Raw genomic sequence first — 18568 nt, 5'->3', positions numbered from 1 at the left:
TAATAAATATTAAACTGATGGATGGCGTTTTTGTTTATGAAGTCAATAATCATGACGGACTTTATGTTGAGAATACTCTTCAGCTTCTCAACGAATATGATGGGAAAAAACTTGAAAAAGAATGGATAGAAGTAAATTATTCATTTTCTTTCGGGGATCTTGTTCAAGTAAATGGTTATGAAAAAGAAATTTTTAGAATTGTTGGGTACCGAACTGAGGTTTGGCGATATAAAAATGACGCGTGGGAAGATACAATTTACGAACTAGCGCGTATTACTGATGGAGAATGGTTAGAAGCCGATGAAACAGATTTAACTCTTATTGCATCAGCGCAAACTGCAAATGCAATTCTAAAAAAACTAAGAAATGATAAAAATGGCATTACAAAATTAGATTTAGAAAAACTTCGCTCAATGAATGATTTTAATAAAAACAGAAATAAAACAACAAAACAAGAAATAATTGACGGTTTATTAGATATATATAATGATTACGCTGTTTTATATTCAATCTTCCAAGACGAAGAATATAAAATTGTGATGGATCTAGTGCTTAAAAATTTAAATAAATTCTCAGAGAAGAAAACAAATTGAGAGAGAGGATATTCTACAATAATTGTAGAATTATATGAATCATAAAAGGTATGCCTATCCCTATTAAAATAAAAAATGCAATTGTCGTCAGTTTTTCAACGGCTTCTTCAAACTTTTCATCATTAACCATAATTTCTTTTAAATTAGCTAGCTTGTCCATTTTTATCATTGGAATCTCGCTCCTTTAACATGTTTTAATTGAATATATGCTTGTCAATGTTGTATTATGCTAAAGGTTACATATTAATATTTTTTTGTGCTTAGTAAGGTTTTTTTCATATTTTCTCATTTTTCACATATTAACTAGTAAGGGGTGATGCTAGTGAAAGAAATTGAGGTAGTTATTGATACGGAAGAAATAGCAGAATTTTTCTATCAACAGCTCATTCAGCGAGGATATGTTCCTGAGGAAGAGGAAATTGAAGAACTAGCGGATATTACTTTTGAGTACTTACTGGAAAAATGTATGATTGATGAAATTGATGAGGAAGAAGAATAGTCATGAAAGTGGCGACGGGAGCTCTCGTCGTTTTTCTTTTGTGTATCGAAAGTACAAGCATTTAACTGCATGATCTGGAATTTATATTGGAGGATTATATGAAAAAAAATAATTGGATACTAATTTTTACTTCTATTTTTCTATTTGTTATTTTAGGACTTATTTATGATTCGAACATAATTCGGAGTTTGGACAATTCAGCGTTTAAATTCTTTGAATTCATTCGAACAGATGCACTAGATTCATTTTGTTATTTTTTAAGAGATTTTGGATCTTCAAAAATGTATTTAACATTTGCAGTCATTGTTTTAGTTTATGCAATTATACGTAAGCGTATTTGGACTGGTATATCATTAATTATTACTTTATTGACAGCTAGAGTGGTTGTTTCATTTTTAAAAGATCTATATGAAAGACCACGACCAAGTTCAATGTACTATGTGGAAAGTGGATTTAGTTTCCCGAGTGGACATGCAGTTATGGCAACATCCTTCTTTCTAACATTAGGCTTTATTTTAATAGTCATTCAACCTGCAATGATGAAACACAAAAAATTGATTCAATTTATCGTTCTTTTCATGATATTTTTAATATCAATGAGCAGAATTTACCTGCATGTACATCATTTCTCAGATATTATTGCAGGATGGTTAGTAGGATATGCATGGTACAGTATTTGTAAAAATGTATTTATTAATTTACATGAAAGAAAACAGCTTTAATTTAATAGGAAAAAATTACACCTATAATCGAGATGATATAGGTGTTCTTTTTGAGTACTATTTGTTACGAGAGAAATTAAGGCCAATACACTTGATATAAAAATAATGTATATTTTATTGTAGCATCAGTACGTTTATCGAATTCTCTAGAGCGAAAGCCATATGTTATATTGACAACTACTTCATAAGGGGAAATGATTTTAGTACTTGTATCAATCGTTGTTCTAAAAAACATACCTTCTTGATCAGAAAAACCATAATCGATTCCATTTAAAACACTACTTGCATGTAACACTTTAAAAGGATATGTTCTAAATAATCGTGAAACCGTTCTTCCACCTGTTAGTGCTTTAAGGAAAGCGAACAACATCTTCAATTAAATTAAGCACAATAAATTACCTCATGAGATGTATATGATTTAAATCAAGTAATTGTTAAAGTCATGTAGGCCAGGAAAAAAGGTATGTACAAAAAAGTTAAACCATACGAAAAACCACAAGGATTACCTTGTGGTTTAATTTATTTTATTTAGAGTTTAGGGATATTCCCATTCACATCAAGATTTAACTAAGTTTATATTATTCAAAAGTTGATAAAAATTCTTCAACTGATTCTGGCGTTTTTGCATTTGCGCTATGTAAGTGGCCAATTTTTTCGCCATCTTTAAATACAAGTAAACTCGGAATTCCCATTACTTGTTGTTCACTAGCGATTTCTGGGAATTCATCGCGATCCATTGTGTACCAAGTAAATGATGGGTGCTCTTCAATAACGTCTCCGATAAAAGCATCTAAACGTGTACAATCAGGACACCAAGTTGCATAAAATTTCACCACGATTGGCTTTTCACTTTTAATTATTTCCTCATATTTTTTTACTTCTTCTATTCTTTCCATAATTGCCTCCTAAAGCTTTGATAAGTTTATTTTGAATCATATTTATTAGTATTTCAATTATTTTAACTTAATAATGCATTTTTAGAATTAATGTGATTAAAAAGGATACAAATGTTCGTATGTTGATGTAAAATATAAGATAGAAAAGTTGTACTAAAAATTAGTAACAATGATAGTAAATAAAATGATGAGGTGTATTTAATGAAGTTTATTCATACAGCAGATTGGCACCTTGGTAAAATTGTACATGGTGTACATATGACAGAAGACCAACGATATTTATTATTAGATGAATTCATTTCAATAATTAAACAAGAAAAGCCAGATGCAGTTGTTATAGCAGGCGATTTATATGATAAAAGTATCTCTCCAACTGAGGCGATTGAACTATTAAATGAAGTATTCCATAAAATTGTAATTGAATGCAATACGCCTATTCTTGCGATTGCTGGAAATCATGATAGCGCTGAACGCATTGAATTTGGTAGCCGTTTTATGGAAAAAGAAGGCTTATATTTAGTAGGGAAATTTCAAACTCCATTTAAGAAAGTAATTTTAAATGATGATGAGGGTGAAGTTCATTTTTATTTAATTCCGTATGCCGAACCAAGTATTGTACGTTATATCTTACAAAACGATGATATTCATTCACATGATGACGCTATGAAAGCAATCATCAATAAAATAAGAGATGAAGAATTAGACCCAACAGTCCGAAATGTATTTGTTGGACATGCATTCGTTACAAATAATGGTGAGCCTTCAGATGAAGAGACAGAGGGAGAACGAACACTCTCTATTGGTGGTGCTGAATACGTATCACATCATAATTTTAAACATTTTAACTATACAGCCCTAGGACATTTACATCGGGCACATTTTGTAGGAAATCAATCAATTCGATATTCTGGATCACCATTAAAATACTCACTTTCTGAAGAAAACCATAAAAAAGGTTGCTTAATTGTTGAATTAAAAGCTGACGGTGAGCTATCAATAGTTAAAAAAGATTTTCATCCAAATCGAGATTTAAGATCGATCGAAGGAACGATTGAGGAAATCAGACAGCATTCTGTGAATGATGATTATGTATTTGTTAAATTAACTGATGAGCATATGGTAGTACATCCGATGGAACAAATCAGAACAGTTTATCCAAATGCAATGCATGTTAGTCGAAAGCGAACGACATTACAAACAGAACAAACAAATCAACTGAGTTTAGTGGAAAAACAATCAAAAAATCAACTTGAGTTGTTCCAATCTTTTTATAAAGAAATGAAGAATGAAGATTTGAAAATTGAAGATGAACAATATATGAAAGAGATTATTCACGAAATCTTTGTAAGGGAGGAATAGATTTGAAGCCGTTAAAAGTAGTACTTCATGCATTTGGACCTTATAAGGATAAGGTACATGTTGACTTTAGTCGACTAAATGAAAAAGGATTATTTGCAATAACTGGTCCAACTGGTGCAGGTAAAACAACAATATTTGATGGAATTTGTTTTGCTCTTTTTGGAGAAGCGAGCGGTGAAAATAGGAATGACCAAACATTACTTCGAAGTCATTTTGCAGATGATGATCTATATACCAGTGTTGAATTGACATTTGAATTAAAAGGAAACCATTATAATATTTTTAGACAAAAAGGACATCAAAAGAAACAAAATAAAAGTATTACAGGCGATAAAATAGAGTTTTATAAAATTGAGAATGAGGAAAAAGTACCTTATTGTCAGGAATTTAATAAAACTTCAATCGTCAATAAAAAAGTAGAAGAATTATTAGGGATCAATGCAGATCAATTTAAACAAATCGTATTACTTCCTCAAGGTGAATTTAGAAAATTATTAGTTTCGGATACAAAGGAAAAGGAAGAAATTTTGCGAAAAATTTTCAGAACTGAACTATTTGAAAAAGTAACTGAAACTCTGAATTTAGCTAGAAGAACCATGGAAAGTAAATTTACTAATTTAAAGCAGAAAATCGTTATTAAATTAGAAGTAATTGAAAAATTGTTAAGCGAAAAAGGAATTCAAATTTCCGACGATTCTCAAATTAATCTTCATCTTGTTAATGAGATATTGACTGAACATATATCAAGTATAATAGAAGATTTAAAAAGACTTGAAGAAAATGAGAAAATACAAAAATCACAATTAGAAACTAGCCAGCAAAAGTTATTTTCAGCAGAAGCTCATAATAAAAATATTGATCGATTAAATGAAGTAATTGAATTATTAACGATGTTAAAAGGTCAAGAGTTAGAAATAGAAGATAAAAAAATAAAAATAAAATTAGCCACAAATGCTGAAAAAGTATTGCCTATAAAAACTGAACTTGAGAAACTAAAAAATTCACTACAAGTTACAAACGATAAATTATTATTCGAAATAGAGAGTTTAAAAGAAACACTTATTAAAATTGAAAAAATTTCTGCGGAAGTTGCTACTTTACCTGAGGAGCAAAAAAAATTAGGTAGCCTAGAAAGCCAATTGAGTAATTTATTAGCTTTAAAAGAAGATGTAGAACATTTTCAAAATCATAAGGTAGCGTTTCATAATAAATCGAAACAGATTCTATTATACGAAAATGAAGAAAAGACATTACAAGATGGTTTAAAGAAAGAGAACGAAGAATTAATTCAATTAAAGCAGCAACTACATGACTTAGAAGGTATTCATGATCAATGGGCGAAATTGTCCTTATTAAACAAGGAAATCTCATTAAAAGGTGGGTTTGCTAAACGAATCTTTTTTGCAAAAAAAGAATTAGAGCAAAAACTAAATGAATATCAACTAAAAAATTTAGATCATCTAAAATTAAAAAATGAATTGGATAGAATTGAAATTGAAATGCATCAGCAAAAAGCTGCTTTTTTAGCGAAAGATTTAAAAGATCAAGAGCAATGTCCAGTTTGTGGAAGTACCCATCACCCATCGCTTGCTAAATTTAATGGGACTGTCAATGAAGAAGTAGCAGAAAAATTAAAAATGCAAGTAAATCAATTTCAGACTGAACTAGCAACAATTCAGGGTGAAATTAAAAGTAAAGAAAACTCATTAAAAATTGATGAAGAATCATTTTTTGATGAGCATGGACAATTTGATTTTACAAATGAAGGGCTTAAAGCTCTAGCTGATGAGTTTAATGAGAATAAATCAAACTTAACTAATCTGACTGAGAAGAAAGCTGCTTTCGAAAAAATTAATCATTTAATAAAAACAAAAGAAGAATTAATTAGGGACATAAGTTTAAAAGTTACTGAGAAGACTGAGGCAATGAATAAGTTTACGAATGAACTAAATGAATTAAAAATTCAGATCGTACAAATTGAATCAAAATTACCAGAACCTTTAAGAACTCTTGAAAAATGGCAAATGGAAAAAAATGAAATTGAAAAAAGTATTTCAATATTAAAAGCTAAAATTTCAAAAATTGAAGAAGAATTTAGAAGCCTAACTGAACAGAAGACGATTAAAGAAACTACTCGCACTCATCTTGAGAATGAAGTTATAAAATTAAATGAAGAGATTCGAAAAACAACGATTCTTTATCATGATAAATTATCCGAGTACGAGTTTAATGGAGAATCTGAGTTTATTAGTACAATTGATCATATACGAATGGTTGATCAATATCGAAATGATTTATCATTGTTCGAAGAGAATCTTCAAAGATTAAGTACTGAAAAAGAGTTGCTTGAAAAACAAGTTCAATCGATGAAAAAAATTGATGTAAGTGAACTTAAAATGAAGGTACAAGAAATTACTCAGCAGTTAGACGCTATTGTTAACGAGATGATTCGGATCCAAGAATTAATTAAACGATTAAGTCAATTGAAAATTGATCTGCAAAATTATCAAGAGGAATTTGTAAAAGCTGAACAAAAGTTAGCAGGATTAACGGATTTATATAAAGTTACAAAAGGCGATAATGATAAAATGATTTCGTTTGAGCGATATGTCTTATTGGATTATTTTGAACAAATTATTGAATCGGCAAATATTCGACTTGATCATTTATCAAATGGTCAATTTCAATTGCAACGGAAAGATGCAGTTGAAAAAGGAAGGAAACAAAGTGGTTTAGGATTGGAAGTTTATGACTCCTATACAGGTCTTGCTAGGGATGTAAAAACATTATCTGGTGGAGAGCAGTTTAATGCATCACTTTGCTTAGCGCTAGGTATGGCAGATATTATTCAAGCACATAAAGGTGGTGTATCAATTGATACGTTGTTTATAGATGAGGGATTTGGATCGTTAGATGATGAGTTGTTATCAAAAGCAATTGATACCCTTATTCAGCTTCAAAAATCTGGCCGTTTAATTGGCGTTATTTCACATGTGCAAGATGTGAAGGATGCAATGCCTGCAGTAATTGAAGTTCATAAAACAAACAAGGGATATTCTGAGTTATCAATTTTAATTAAATAAAGATGAAAGTGTGCCGGAAACTAAGCGAAAGTTTCCGGTTTTTTATTTTTACTAAAAAGATTTTGACTAGAATTTTTTGAATGAAATATATTTATCTATAGATACATTAGTAATATAAAAATTTACTTTTATAAATCCTTTCAATCAACCTGCTTAATGGAGGGATTTGGCAATAATTGACATAGTATTGCATATTTAAACAAGAATAGATATAATAATTAAAAATCTAAATATACCAAATTTTCAATAAATTTATTCTAATCAGAAATTTACTTACATAAATCAAAAATAATTGGGGGTATTGAAATGAAAAAGGTTAAAAAACTATCGTTTGCATTTGCTGTAACGACAGCTCTAATTTTATCGGGGTGTGGTAAGGATGCGAAAACAAGCGGATCAGCAGATAAACCGTTAAGAGTTGTTACTGATGCTGCCTATGCACCATTTGAATATCTTGATAACGGTAAAATAGTAGGATTCGATGTTGATTTTACTAATGCAGTTGCGAAAGAAGCTGGGGTAAAAATCAAAATTGTGAATACTGGATGGGACCCATTATTTGCTGAAATTGGTGGTAAAACTGCTGATATTGGTATGTCTTCAATTTCAATCAATGCAGATCGTGAGAAAACATATGATTTTACCACACCTTATTTTCTATCGATTAATAAAATTCTAGTTCCAGAAGGTAGTAGTATTAAATCGGCCGCAGATTTGAAGGGTAAAGTTGTAGCGGTGCAAAATGGTACAACAGGTCAAGAAGCTGTTGAAAAAATGTTTGGTAAAAACAATAAAAATCTTAAAAAATTCGAAAATAACAATTTAGCAATTTTAGAGCTTCTTAGTGGAGGAGCGGATGCAGTAGTTGCGGACAATGGTGTTCTTGAAGCGTATGCAAAAAATAATCCAGATAAAAAGCTAGTTGTTATTGATGATAAAGATAGCTTTGAACCTGAATATTACGGTCTATTACTTCAAGATGGAAGTAAATTAAAAGGTAAACTTGATAAAGCAATTAAAGAAGTAGTAAACAATGGTACTTATGAAAAAATTTATAAAGAGCATTTTGGATCAGAGCCAGATCTTGAAACATTAAAAGCAGAAGAAAATAAATAGGAAATTAAAAATTGCGTAACAGGGCACTTGTGTTACGCAATTTTATCTAAATGGGGGAAAAGAAATGGGATTTGATTTTGGAATTATAAAAGAATACATACCGTTTTTCCTTAAAGGAACTGGATTAACAATTGGCTTATCTTTAGCAGGAATTTTCTTAGGGACAATAATCGGATTATTTATTGGATTAGGTAAAATGCAATCAAATAAATGGTTAGCTCTACCTTTTGTTTGGTACATCAATTTCTTTAGAGGAACACCGTTATTTGTACAAATTTTATTAATTCACTTTGGGGTAGTTCCGTATTTTATAGGAGAAACAAATGCAATAGCAGCAGCAATCATTGCACTATCATTAAATGCAGCAGCATATATTGCTGAAATCTTTCGTGCTGGAATTCAATCAATTGATAAGGGGCAAATGGAGGCTTCTCGCTCCTTAGGAATGACGCATGTACAAGCTATGAAACATGTTATTTTACCTCAAGCTATTAAACGTATGATCCCTCCACTTGGAAATGAATTTATTGTCTTAATAAAGGAATCTTCAATTGCAGCTATTATTGCTGCACCTGAACTTATGTATTGGAGTAGAGCAATGCAAGGGCAATATTATAAAGTGTGGGAGCCGTATATTTCTGCAGCGGTAATCTATCTAGTCCTAACTTTAACATTAAGCTTTGTTTTAAATCGCATTGAAAGAAGGTTGACTACGGGATGATTAAAGTAGAAAAACTAAAAAAATCATTTGGTTCACTAGAAGTATTAAAAGATATCAACATTACAATTCAACCACGTGAAGTATGCGTTGTGATCGGTCCTTCTGGTTCAGGTAAATCAACCTTACTTCGATGTTTAAATATGTTAGAAACAATTACAGCTGGAAAAGTTTATATCGAAAACGTCGATCTTACAGATAAAAAAACAAATATAAATAAAATTCGTACTGAAGTAGGTATGGTATTCCAACATTTTAATCTATTTCCACATTTAACAGTTTTAGAAAATATTACTCTAGCACCTAAAAAAGTAAGAAATCGACCGAATGACTTTGCTAAAACGAAAGCACTTGAACTATTAAAAAAAGTTGGGCTTTCAGATAAAGCTAATGTATATCCTGACTCGCTATCTGGTGGACAAAAACAACGTGTTGCGATCGCAAGAGCACTTGCAATGGAACCAAAAATTATGTTATTCGACGAACCTACTTCCGCTCTAGATCCTGAAATGGTCGGAGAAGTTTTAGAAGTTATGAAGCAACTAGCTAAAGAAGGAATGACAATGGTCATTGTTACACATGAAATGGGCTTTGCTCGTGAAGTTGGTGATCGCGTAATTTTTATGGATCAAGGCTTCATAGTAGAAGAAAACAGTCCAGTGCAAATATTTGATTTCCCAAAACACGAGCGCACGAAAAGCTTCTTAAGTAAAGTATTATAAGGAAGATATTAAACAGATGAGGGTGCCCCAATTTTTTTAGGGAACCTCTTTTTTTTGTAAAATAAGATTTGAAAATTAAACAAAAATGAATCTAGTGAAATTAAGACTGAGCTGCAATTAATTCTATGTGAATCGCAAATAAGGAGTACATCAGTGCAAATAAAAGATAAAAAGTTGCAAAATAAGGACTAACTGCAAATAAATTTTGAGAATCGTAAATAAAAATGACAAAACAGCAATTAAAATCAGCAAAACGGCAATTAAATCCTTAAGGATCGCAAATAAGATTAAAAATTACCCTTACCAGTTAGGGTATTATGACATAAAAAACTATACAATAGTAGACATTTTAAATGGAAAACTAGCAAATATGCTCTTATTCTTTCAATATCCCTTAAAAAGTTGATTTAAATCAGCTAATGACCAATTGAAAAGATTCAATAGGTCATCTAAAAAAGCTATGCACTGTAGAGATACCCCCGATCGAATGGAACGAAAGGGTCGTGACTCCTATTTTATAAGCGAAGTGTTTTCTTTTCATTCTTTTCGAAATATTATGCTAAAATTTATTTAAGACAAAAAAAGGAGTGTAGGACATGGAAATTCAAAGAGTATTAGTAACTAGCCGAATTCAACATAAGCTTAAGGATATAATTGAATCATATAATCTATCAAAAGAGTTTCGTTTTTTACCTGAAGATGAAGTAACAAAAGAGGATTATGAGTGGGCTGATACATATGTTGGTTTTCGTCCAACACCAAATTTTGAATTTGGAAACATAAAGTGGGTTCATTCATTAGCAGCGGGCGTAGATAGTTTTATGAAAATTAAATGGAAGAATGACGTACTTTTAACGCGAACAATCGATGTTTTTGGTTCGAAAATGAGTCAATATTGTTTAAGTTACATTCTCCAGGATTCACAATTACATGAACAATTTTCAAATTTACAGAATGAAAATAAGTGGGAGTTTCATATCCCAAAATCTTTAGAAGACCAAAAAGTAGTCATTTATGGTACAGGTGAAATTGGAGGCTATATCGGAAAGGTTTTATCAAGCTTAGGAATGAAAGTATATGGAGTTTCTATGAGTGGTAGTCAAAAACCAAATTTTGAAAAAGTAGTTCCGTTCGAAGAAGCATCTACAATTTTAGATCATGCAGATTGGATTATTAGTGTTCTTCCATCTACGAATGAAACGATAAATATAATAGATATGAATACATTTAAACATTTAAATAATGTAGGTTTTATAAATGTTGGGAGAGGAGCAACTGTATGTGAGGACTCTTTAAAGGAAGCTTTGAAAAATGGGTATATTAGAAAAGCTATTTTAGATGTTTTTGCTGTTGAACCACTTCCAGCCGATTCTGAATTATGGCAAATGCCTAATGTAAAAATAACACCACATATTTCGGCAGTTACTTTACCAAATGATGGTGTTAAGTGTTTTGTCAATACACTTTCAACATTAGAAAATAACGAAAAACTAAGAAATATAGTGAAGATTGAAAAGGGGTATTAATTTTTTGATGTATAAAGCTATTTTTTGTTTAATGTTTGCCAGCAGATAAATGATCGTTAAATTTTTCATTTCACATTAAGAAATTATCAATTTGCAGCTATGAAGGGGACTCGACGTTGCCTGCAAATTTTAGGAATTAAGTATAAGTGCAACTACGCCTCTGTCTTCGCCTTAAAGCTCGCCAATCGTCGAGTTTTCTTTATTATCATAAACATGTTAGGATATACATGTAACAAATTGATATAAAAGGAGAATACAAAAAATGGCAATTATTGACGTTTCAATCGTACCAATTGGCACAGATACACCTAGTGTGAGTGCGTATGTAGCAAATATACATAAAGTTTTAGAAAAGTATAATGGCGAAGTAAAATTCCAGCTTACACCTATGAATACAATTATTGAAGGCGAATTACCGTTATTATTAAAAGTTGTACAAGAAATGCATGAGGTACCATTTGAAAATGGCATTTCAAGAGTTGCAACGACTATTCGAATTGATGATCGTCGAGACAAGAAAAGCACAATGGAAGGTAAGTTAGCTTCTGTTCAAGCAAAACTTGAACAAAACTAATTATGCTTTATAAAGTGACTAGAGTTTAACGACTTTTTAGTCACTTTTTTTATGAATAGGTTGTCTGTTTAGGCAGCCTTTAGAGTTTCTTATTTAACTAACGCTGCGTTAGTTAAATAAAGAATAAATGGTTATTAATTACCTGTTAATCTTATCAAAAGGTATATAAAGAATAGAATAACCACTAATATAATCATAGGAAAGCATCCTATTTTTGATATTCCATTTAAGTCACCAGACATTGAATTGTTAACTGCATCATTGAGGTTTTCAACTGGATTCTTTTTAATTTTCATAGCAACCTCCAAAAATCCAACTTGTAAATACTCTAATTACTCTTTATTCTTCTAATTCTGTTATAGAACTAACGCTAGCGTTTAGTTACATAAGGAAGTTCAAAATTCTATTTGCATAAAGTTTTTACTTGTTCATTAAATTGAGTATTTCTCTTGTAGTATTCGCCCTTTAATTTTAGTAGTTTAAAGTCTCCAATTTCTTTATCTTTATGATAAGCCTTTACTGAGTATCCGTCGTCAAATAGTAAAAGGACAGCGCGGTCTTCTTGATTTTCGTCACGAATAAACTTAATCTTCCTGACATTATTCACCCACATATTAATATTCTCAAGGTCAGTTAATTCTTTAAAGTTCCCATTTTTTCCGTATACGATTTTAGTTATTTCTTTATCTGTATAAATAGACTCAAAAGTCATTCCGTCTTCTTTTTTTTGACAGGATGTTAAAACTACTACAATAACTAATAAACAAATGGACAAGAATAATCTTCTCACAAAATGTTCCTCCTAATTTACCTCTCAAACAATACTATATTAATTCAATTTTCCACTCATATATTCCTTTTCTTATTGAACTATACTTCCATTTTGTTGAATAAAAAAAACGACCGCCGAAGCAGCCGATCGTTATTGAACTAACGCATGCAATAGTTGAAGATTAAAAGCAGCCATTGGCTGCTTTTTTATTTATGTATTTGGAGGATAGTTGCATTAGTAAATCCTACTATTGTTGGTATTCGAGTTTTATAAATAATGATACAATCGTTGTTGTAATTAACAACAAAAAAAGGATGAGTACCTTGGTTAAGATAAATTTGAGACAGACATTTAAATACCTCTTTTATCCAGATTCGTTAAATCATCTTCTCCATTAAGATGTGATACTATTACTTTTGTAATAAACTTTCAAGGGGGCAACCAATGAACAAAACAGACCGTTTGTTAGCCATCGTGCTGGAGCTAGAACGTAAAGAAATAGTACGGGCCGAAGATTTGGCGACCCTATTTGAAACTAGCGTACGGACCATCTATCGCGACATACAGGCGCTGAGTGAAGCGGGCGTGCCGATCATAGGAGCCCCTGGGACAGGATATTCCTTGATGGAAGGCTATTTCCTGCCGCCGATCAGTTTCAATGTACAAGAAGCCGTGAGCTTGTTGATTGGAACAGACTTTATCGAACAACAATTTGATGATGATTATCGTGTCAGGGCTCAAGCCGCTCGCGGTAAAATCGAGGCCATTCTATCGGAGAGCGTTCGCAACGAAGCATCTCGTACACGCAAGTCTATGCGTTTGCTCATTTCTGATAAACAGGTCAAGCCGTCAAAAGAAAAGAAATATCTAGAAACGATCCGTCGAGCGATATTAAACGAGCGAAAAATCGGCTTTCATTATGCAAAAAGACTGGCAGATTTTGAAGGGAATCGCCATAGTGTTCGCACCGTTGCTCCCTATGGATTGGTGCTCATTCAAGGATCGTGGATGCTCGTGGCCCGCTGTGATCTGCGTCAAGACATTCGCCATTTTCGCTTGTCCCGAATGACGAAACTTATTGATCTGGAAGAACGATTTGAACTGCCGGCATATTTTAATTTAAGGGATTATACCCCTCCGGATGATCGACACTTACAAGTTCGCCTTCAATTTAACCCTGACATCTCAGATAGGGTGAAGGAATCGAACTATCATTACATAGAGGATATGGAAGAACATCAAGATGGATTGTACGTGGTGTTACGTGTTCGTCAACTGGAAGAATTGCTTCAATGGGTGCTTGGCTGGGGAGCGGGTGTGATTGTATTGGAGCCTGAATCATTCCGAAATCGGATTCGTGAGGAAGCCGAAAAAACGTTAAAACGCTACTGACATACTGTTGTCAGTAGCGTTTTCTTATAATCAGAGTAAGTAAACGTAAAGGAGTGAGAGATTAATGCGAAGGTTGTCTTGCATCGGTTGGAGGACACTATGGATCAATCGAGCAGCAATCAGGCGTGGAGGATGACCGTTGGACCAAATGGTTCAGTTACTGATTAAATCAGATTTATTTTAGGAAGGATGATATCTTATGAATTTTGCTTCTGTACGCATCATTACTGACGACGTGGATCGCCTCGTCGAGTTCTATGAGAAAGTCTTGGAGGTTTCGGCGGAACGCCTCGCACCTGTTTTTGCCGAACTCGTTGTGCCTTCGTGTACCCTGGCGATCGGCCACACCCAGACGGTGCCACTGTTCGGCACTGGTTCCGCAGTGGCAGCCGATAATCACACTGTCATCATCGAGTTCCGCGTCCACGATGTCGATGCAAAATACGAGCGCTTGAAGCCGTTTGTCGACGAGTGGGTAAAAGAACCGACCACGATGCCGTGGGGGAACCGTGCAATGCTGTTCCGTGATCCCGATGGCAACCTAGTTAACCTCTTCGAGCCGGTGACCGAGGAAGCGATCAAACGGTTTAGCGGTAGGGGTTGACGGACTGTTGAAGTGAGTGTGGCCTCAATTTGGGGAGTGGCAACGATTCGTAAAGTAAATGACTATTGTAGCCGAATGTGCCGATAACATTTCTCCGGTGATAACATCGTTTTTCCTGGTATGGCATTGATTCATTAAGAAGCTTTTGAAGTATTATCGGCTGGTTTAAAATGGCCCCATAAAACAGAAATCGTTGCCGTATCGCTCGAATAATAATAAAATTATATTGAAATCGAGTCTTCAACCAAAACCGATTGTTGAACAACATTGGAAAAAAATGATCAAACTTTTTTATAAAAACGAAATTGAAATTTGTTAGAGAAGAATCCATTTTGATCAATCATTTTTCGAAATGGATTCTCTTATTTTGACTAATATGAGGATTTGAAAGGGATTTTTGTCAAACTTTATTTCATACCTATATGAAGGTTGGGTTAAATATTTGGAGCCTTCGGAAGTAGATGAAGGATTTGCCTTTGGTGTACCTGAAAGTTCAATATAATTTGTTTTAGTAATCTAGATTATTAATCACCAATAGGGCGATTGAAATATGTGCTATTAATATCCAAATGACTCTGGTTAACTTTTTATTTTGTCGGACACCTTTCTTATCTAATATAAAATAACCACACAGTAATAAAACAAATAAAATATTTATTACCCAACGCACTACAATTCCTCCATTTTTATAATTCCTTAGTTAATTATACACTTCATTCGACTTAGATAATTTGGGGGAATTTAACCTTTTTGTTCAAAGAATTTCGGTTCATCCTTATTCAATTAAACTGCCATTTTGTTGAATAAGAAAATCAACACTCTACTTTAATAGAGCCTATAAATTTTAAAAAAATCGTGTGATTATTTTGAATGTTTTATTGAAATTCCATAGTTTAGTTGATAAACTAAACTAAACAGTCAGTTTAAATATATTTAATGAGTAAAGGAATGTGTTCAATGCCAAAAGTCTCAGATGATTACAAAGAACGCAAAAGGGAGAGTCTTCTTGAAAGTGCTTTAAAATGTTTTGGAGAAAAAGGATATCATACGACAACAATGGATGATATTGTTGCATATTCCAAAACGAGTAAAGGCCTAATTTATAATTATTTTAAAAGTAAGGAAGAACTTTATTTAACTTTAATGCAAGAAAGAACAGTTCAAACATTTGAAAAAATTAATCAACGTTTTCAAAACTTTAGTTCATCAAAAGATAAGTTAAAAGAGTTATTTCAAATGTATAGTGAAATTTCTTTAACAGAATTATGGCGAAATATGATTAGAGTGCATATGGAGTTTTGGATTAATTCAGCAAGGCATGAAAATCTACAAGCCATAATGATCGAAAGGTATAAAAATCAATATCGTTTATTTTTAAGTGAAATTATTAAACAAGGAATCGAATCTGGTGAATTTAAGAAAACAATCGATCCTGATATTATTTCTAGTTTGTTTTGGGCTAATATCGATGGAATTTGCTTACATTATTCAGTTGTAGAAGAAGATGAAATTTACAAAGCACAATTTAAAGCCGCCGAAGAAATGATTATGTCTTATATAGTCATTGAAAATTAAAATTTTGGGTAGAGAGGGTAAATACTTTTCTACCTAAAATTTAAATTCAGAAAATTTTTTATGTTAAAAATAATGCAAACAACATACACTAATCATAGAATAAAATAAACTTAATAGTCAGTTTTAATTGGAAAGGAGGAATTACGATGAATTCAGTCCAAATTAGAATTATTTGTTTGTCTATGTATTAATAGGGGTGTAGTTTTTAATTTTGGTAGAATGAAGGGATTTTAATGGGAAAGAAAGTCTATTTTTTATATACAAAGGCGTTCTCGGATATAGGTAGTATGATGGAATTGGTTGTTATGAATGCGGTCATCTACTCGATGACGAAAAGTACATCATGGCTGGCAGCGGTTTTAGCCCTTCGCGTTTGTGGAGGGATTTTAACAAGTTTATTTTCTGGTGTAATTGCAGATCGATATAATCGAAGAAAGCTAATGATATTCAGCGATTTTACTAGAGGATTGAGTATACTACTTTTATGTATTTTCCCTTCACCTTTAATGTTTGCGATTGTAGCATTTATCATTGGCGCATTAGGAAGCTTTTTTTCAGTTAGTTTTAGTGCGGATTTACCCCAAATATTTGGAGAAGAAAATATTTTAAAAATAAATGCTTTTATTTCGCGACTTGCTGCAATTAGTATGGTTATTGGATTTTTAGGTTCAGCATTTTTATCAACCATTGTAGATTTTCGAGTAATCATTGGAATAGATGCTCTTTCCTATTTCTTATCTGCATATGTCCTAATCTTTTATAAATGGGAAAATACGGTTAAAAAAGGTGTTAACAATCAATGGAAACAATTATTTTATGATTTAAAAGAAGTAAAAACGTATGTGCTTATCAAACCTCTATTAGTATTTGTATTCATTATATTTCTATTTCAAACATTCTCAGCAAGCTCTCATAATGTCGGAGTACCAATATTAGCAGAAAAAATTAGCTCGGAACATGCAACATTTTATCAAGGGCTCATTTGGGGAACTTGGGGTATTGGCGGAATCCTTTCAACTTGGTTAATTCCGAAGGTCTCTTGGTTAAAACAACATTATCTATTTATGTATTACGGAACTTCAGTTTTAACATCAATCGGCTTCATTTTATTTTTATCGAATCACATTTTATGGGTAGTATTCTTCTTTGCATTTTTTACAGGCTTTTTTGATAATGCTGCAGGTACTTATTTTTCAACAATGATTCAAAAAACCGATAATTCCATAAGAGGTAGAATCTTCGGAGTCGCAAATTTGTTAAATAGGGTTGGTTTTACGATTGGTTTTGTAGCTGCATCACCATTATTATCATTTTTATCAATGCCACATCTTGTTTGGTTGTTTCATGGAAGTCTAATCATTATGATTTTATGTGTAACAAGCTACTTACTATTTAACAAAAAAATTACTTTTAACTATGATCAAAATCAACAAAATGAAAATGAACTCATCATTTCTAAATAAAAAAGGACGTGAATTTATGGAATCAAAATTGAAAAAAAGTATAGAAGTTGAAAAAATAAATTATTTCAGATGTAGCGAAGTAGACGTTGAATTAGCTTATCAAGCATTTTCAATCGGTTTTTCAGATTATATCGTTAAATTCAATTATTCTAAGGAGCAGTTTGTCAATTTGTTTTTTGGTCCAGAAGGTAACAAACCTGAGCATTCTTTCGTGGCAATTTATGAAAATGAAGCGGTAGGTGTGATTTTAGGCGGTATTAAAATGTATGAAACAATTAAAACAATGCGATGTGGAACTTTGGCTATTAGTCCAGATTATAGGGGATTAGGTGTTAGCCAAAAATTATTTGAACTGCATAAAGAAGAAGCAGAGAAAAACGGATGTAAACAACTATTCCTTGAAGTAATTGTTGGAAATGATCGAGCAATTAATTTTTATAAGAAACTAGGATATGAAAAGATTTATGACCTTTCTTATTTTTCTAAATCAGATTTAACAAGTTTACAAAAAATACAATTAGAATCTAGTACAGAAGTAAATAAAGTTGAATTTAATACTTTCAAAGAAACAATTACAAATTGGGATTTTCATATAAACTGGCAAAATGACATTGATTATTTAGAAAAACTAACTAATTTTAGTTATTATCTAGCAAGTGTTAACGATGAAAATGTAAGTGGTTTAGCAGTGAATGAAAATGGTAGAATAAGCATCCTGATCACTGATAAAGTTTACCGTAATCGAAAAATAGCAACTACCTTATTAAAATCTGCGGCTAATGAACTAAATTTAAAATCTTTCTCAACATCCATACCAAATAACAATAGCCTTGAAGGTTTCTTGCAAAAACTAGATTTTAAGAAAGAAAAAATTGCTCAATATGAAATGTACAAAATGATCTAGGATAAGAAGGAAAGAGTGACAGTACTCATCACTTGAGAATTTTGTACTTT

20 protein-coding genes are annotated in these 18568 nt (G+C 32.0%); 15 read left to right on the top strand and 5 right to left on the bottom strand.

Annotated elements, in window-relative coordinates:
* Window positions 1–17 precede the first annotated feature (17 nt).
* On the top strand, window positions 18–593 hold the full coding sequence (locus AB1282_RS19675) for a hypothetical protein (RefSeq protein WP_069032034.1): 576 nt from the start codon (window positions 18–20) through the stop codon (window positions 591–593).
* Window positions 594–606: 13 nt separating this feature from the next.
* On the opposite strand, the gene AB1282_RS19670 is transcribed toward AB1282_RS19675, so the two are convergent.
* Window positions 607–762: a hypothetical protein gene (locus tag AB1282_RS19670; protein ID WP_156339597.1), complete on the bottom strand. Its 156-nt coding sequence runs from the start codon at window positions 760–762 to the stop codon at window positions 607–609.
* A gap of 153 nt (window positions 763–915) precedes the next feature.
* On the opposite strand from AB1282_RS19670, the gene AB1282_RS19665 reads away from it, so the two are divergent.
* Together AB1282_RS19665 and AB1282_RS19660 are read left to right on the top strand one after the other, a co-directional pair.
* Window positions 916–1092, top strand: coding sequence for a YozD family protein (locus AB1282_RS19665; RefSeq protein ID WP_069032035.1), 177 nt, complete (start codon window positions 916–918; stop codon window positions 1090–1092).
* Window positions 1093–1190: 98 nt separating this feature from the next.
* Window positions 1191–1814, top strand: a complete 624-nt coding sequence (locus AB1282_RS19660) for a phosphatase PAP2 family protein (protein ID WP_429900004.1) — start codon at window positions 1191–1193, stop codon at window positions 1812–1814.
* Between the two features lie 76 nt (window positions 1815–1890).
* On the opposite strand, the gene AB1282_RS19655 is transcribed toward AB1282_RS19660, so the two are convergent.
* Together AB1282_RS19655 and AB1282_RS19650 are read right to left on the bottom strand one after the other, a co-directional pair.
* The gene (locus AB1282_RS19655) at window positions 1891–2190 is read right to left on the bottom strand and encodes a hypothetical protein (RefSeq protein WP_156339596.1); all 300 of its coding nucleotides are present in this window, start codon (window positions 2188–2190) and stop codon (window positions 1891–1893) included.
* 202 nt (window positions 2191–2392) lie between these two features.
* A complete protein-coding gene (locus tag AB1282_RS19650) occupies window positions 2393–2710 on the bottom strand; it encodes a thioredoxin family protein (protein WP_390311862.1) in 318 nt (105 codons plus the stop codon).
* A 201-nt stretch (window positions 2711–2911) separates the two neighbouring features.
* Here AB1282_RS19650 and AB1282_RS19645 point away from each other — a divergent pair, with 201 nt between their 5' ends.
* The 7 genes from AB1282_RS19645 (at window position 2912) to AB1282_RS19615 (ending at window position 11808) form a co-directional block, all read left to right on the top strand.
* The gene (locus AB1282_RS19645; protein WP_056466266.1) at window positions 2912–4069 is read left to right on the top strand and encodes an exonuclease SbcCD subunit D; all 1158 of its coding nucleotides are present in this window, start codon (window positions 2912–2914) and stop codon (window positions 4067–4069) included.
* A gap of 2 nt (window positions 4070–4071) precedes the next feature.
* Window positions 4072–7152 (top strand): AAA family ATPase, encoded by a 3081-nt coding sequence (locus AB1282_RS19640; protein WP_429900001.1) that lies wholly within the window; start codon window positions 4072–4074, stop codon window positions 7150–7152.
* Between the two features lie 306 nt (window positions 7153–7458).
* On the top strand, window positions 7459–8268 hold the full coding sequence (locus tag AB1282_RS19635) for a basic amino acid ABC transporter substrate-binding protein (protein WP_056466262.1): 810 nt from the start codon (window positions 7459–7461) through the stop codon (window positions 8266–8268).
* A gap of 64 nt (window positions 8269–8332) precedes the next feature.
* Entirely contained in the window at window positions 8333–8989 is a 657-nt protein-coding gene (locus AB1282_RS19630) for an amino acid ABC transporter permease (RefSeq protein WP_056466260.1), read from the top strand.
* A complete protein-coding gene (locus AB1282_RS19625; RefSeq protein ID WP_056466257.1) occupies window positions 8986–9708 on the top strand; it encodes an amino acid ABC transporter ATP-binding protein in 723 nt (240 codons plus the stop codon). Before AB1282_RS19630 ends, AB1282_RS19625 begins: the two co-directional genes overlap by 4 nt.
* Window positions 9709–10304: 596 nt before the next feature.
* Window positions 10305–11234 (top strand): D-2-hydroxyacid dehydrogenase, encoded by a 930-nt coding sequence (locus AB1282_RS19620; RefSeq protein WP_429899998.1) that lies wholly within the window; start codon window positions 10305–10307, stop codon window positions 11232–11234.
* Window positions 11235–11496: 262 nt separating this feature from the next.
* Complete coding sequence (locus AB1282_RS19615; RefSeq protein ID WP_056466252.1) at window positions 11497–11808, top strand: MTH1187 family thiamine-binding protein; 312 nt, start codon at window positions 11497–11499, stop codon at window positions 11806–11808.
* Window positions 11809–11942: 134 nt separating this feature from the next.
* On the opposite strand, the gene AB1282_RS19610 is transcribed toward AB1282_RS19615, so the two are convergent.
* Both AB1282_RS19610 and AB1282_RS19605 read right to left on the bottom strand, forming a co-directional pair.
* Window positions 11943–12104 carry a hypothetical protein gene (locus tag AB1282_RS19610; RefSeq protein WP_172795384.1) on the bottom strand — a complete coding sequence of 54 codons (162 nt, stop codon included), beginning with the start codon at window positions 12102–12104 and terminating at the stop codon, window positions 11943–11945.
* Between the two features lie 107 nt (window positions 12105–12211).
* Window positions 12212–12598 (bottom strand): hypothetical protein, encoded by a 387-nt coding sequence (locus tag AB1282_RS19605; protein ID WP_429899995.1) that lies wholly within the window; start codon window positions 12596–12598, stop codon window positions 12212–12214.
* A gap of 426 nt (window positions 12599–13024) precedes the next feature.
* On the opposite strand from AB1282_RS19605, the gene AB1282_RS19600 reads away from it, so the two are divergent.
* The 5 genes from AB1282_RS19600 (at window position 13025) to AB1282_RS19580 (ending at window position 18518) form a co-directional block, all read left to right on the top strand.
* Entirely contained in the window at window positions 13025–13972 is a 948-nt protein-coding gene (locus AB1282_RS19600; RefSeq protein WP_429899993.1) for a helix-turn-helix transcriptional regulator, read from the top strand.
* Window positions 13973–14171: 199 nt separating this feature from the next.
* On the top strand, window positions 14172–14576 hold the full coding sequence (locus tag AB1282_RS19595; protein WP_429899991.1) for a VOC family protein: 405 nt from the start codon (window positions 14172–14174) through the stop codon (window positions 14574–14576).
* Window positions 14577–15533: 957 nt separating this feature from the next.
* A complete protein-coding gene (locus AB1282_RS19590; protein ID WP_056466241.1) occupies window positions 15534–16151 on the top strand; it encodes a TetR/AcrR family transcriptional regulator in 618 nt (205 codons plus the stop codon).
* 233 nt (window positions 16152–16384) lie between these two features.
* A complete protein-coding gene (locus tag AB1282_RS19585; protein WP_429899989.1) occupies window positions 16385–17614 on the top strand; it encodes an MFS transporter in 1230 nt (409 codons plus the stop codon).
* A gap of 16 nt (window positions 17615–17630) precedes the next feature.
* A complete protein-coding gene (locus AB1282_RS19580) occupies window positions 17631–18518 on the top strand; it encodes a GNAT family N-acetyltransferase (protein WP_429899987.1) in 888 nt (295 codons plus the stop codon).
* Window positions 18519–18568 lie beyond the last annotated feature (50 nt).

Origin of the sequence: Gottfriedia sp. S16(2024), from assembly GCF_050473765.1 — a bacterium.
In the GTDB taxonomy this organism is placed as follows: Bacteria; Bacillota; Bacilli; order Bacillales; family Bacillaceae_G; genus Gottfriedia.
The sequence above is the reverse complement of the archived record's forward strand: the minus strand, read 5'-3'. Positions and strand labels throughout refer to the sequence as shown.

Excerpts from the sequence above, each read along its gene's own strand:
- AB1282_RS19600 (WP_429899993.1), top strand. The coding sequence starts at position 13,025 with ATGAACAAAACAGACCGTTTGTTAGCCATCGTGCTGGAGCTAGAACGT.
- AB1282_RS19675 (WP_069032034.1), top strand. The coding sequence starts at position 18 with ATGGATGGCGTTTTTGTTTATGAAGTCAATAATCATGACGGACTTTAT.
- AB1282_RS19610 (WP_172795384.1), bottom strand. The coding sequence starts at position 12,104 with ATGAAAATTAAAAAGAATCCAGTTGAAAACCTCAATGATGCAGTTAAC.
- AB1282_RS19630 (WP_056466260.1), top strand. The coding sequence starts at position 8,333 with ATGGGATTTGATTTTGGAATTATAAAAGAATACATACCGTTTTTCCTT.
- AB1282_RS19615 (WP_056466252.1), top strand. The coding sequence starts at position 11,497 with ATGGCAATTATTGACGTTTCAATCGTACCAATTGGCACAGATACACCT.
- AB1282_RS19595 (WP_429899991.1), top strand. The coding sequence starts at position 14,172 with ATGAATTTTGCTTCTGTACGCATCATTACTGACGACGTGGATCGCCTC.
- AB1282_RS19635 (WP_056466262.1), top strand. The coding sequence starts at position 7,459 with ATGAAAAAGGTTAAAAAACTATCGTTTGCATTTGCTGTAACGACAGCT.
- AB1282_RS19625 (WP_056466257.1), top strand. The coding sequence starts at position 8,986 with ATGATTAAAGTAGAAAAACTAAAAAAATCATTTGGTTCACTAGAAGTA.
- AB1282_RS19620 (WP_429899998.1), top strand. The coding sequence starts at position 10,305 with ATGGAAATTCAAAGAGTATTAGTAACTAGCCGAATTCAACATAAGCTT.
- AB1282_RS19580 (WP_429899987.1), top strand. The coding sequence starts at position 17,631 with ATGGAATCAAAATTGAAAAAAAGTATAGAAGTTGAAAAAATAAATTAT.
- AB1282_RS19670 (WP_156339597.1), bottom strand. The coding sequence starts at position 762 with ATGATAAAAATGGACAAGCTAGCTAATTTAAAAGAAATTATGGTTAAT.
- AB1282_RS19650 (WP_390311862.1), bottom strand. The coding sequence starts at position 2,710 with ATGGAAAGAATAGAAGAAGTAAAAAAATATGAGGAAATAATTAAAAGT.
- AB1282_RS19590 (WP_056466241.1), top strand. The coding sequence starts at position 15,534 with ATGCCAAAAGTCTCAGATGATTACAAAGAACGCAAAAGGGAGAGTCTT.
- AB1282_RS19660 (WP_429900004.1), top strand. The coding sequence starts at position 1,191 with ATGAAAAAAAATAATTGGATACTAATTTTTACTTCTATTTTTCTATTT.
- AB1282_RS19645 (WP_056466266.1), top strand. The coding sequence starts at position 2,912 with ATGAAGTTTATTCATACAGCAGATTGGCACCTTGGTAAAATTGTACAT.
- AB1282_RS19585 (WP_429899989.1), top strand. The coding sequence starts at position 16,385 with ATGGGAAAGAAAGTCTATTTTTTATATACAAAGGCGTTCTCGGATATA.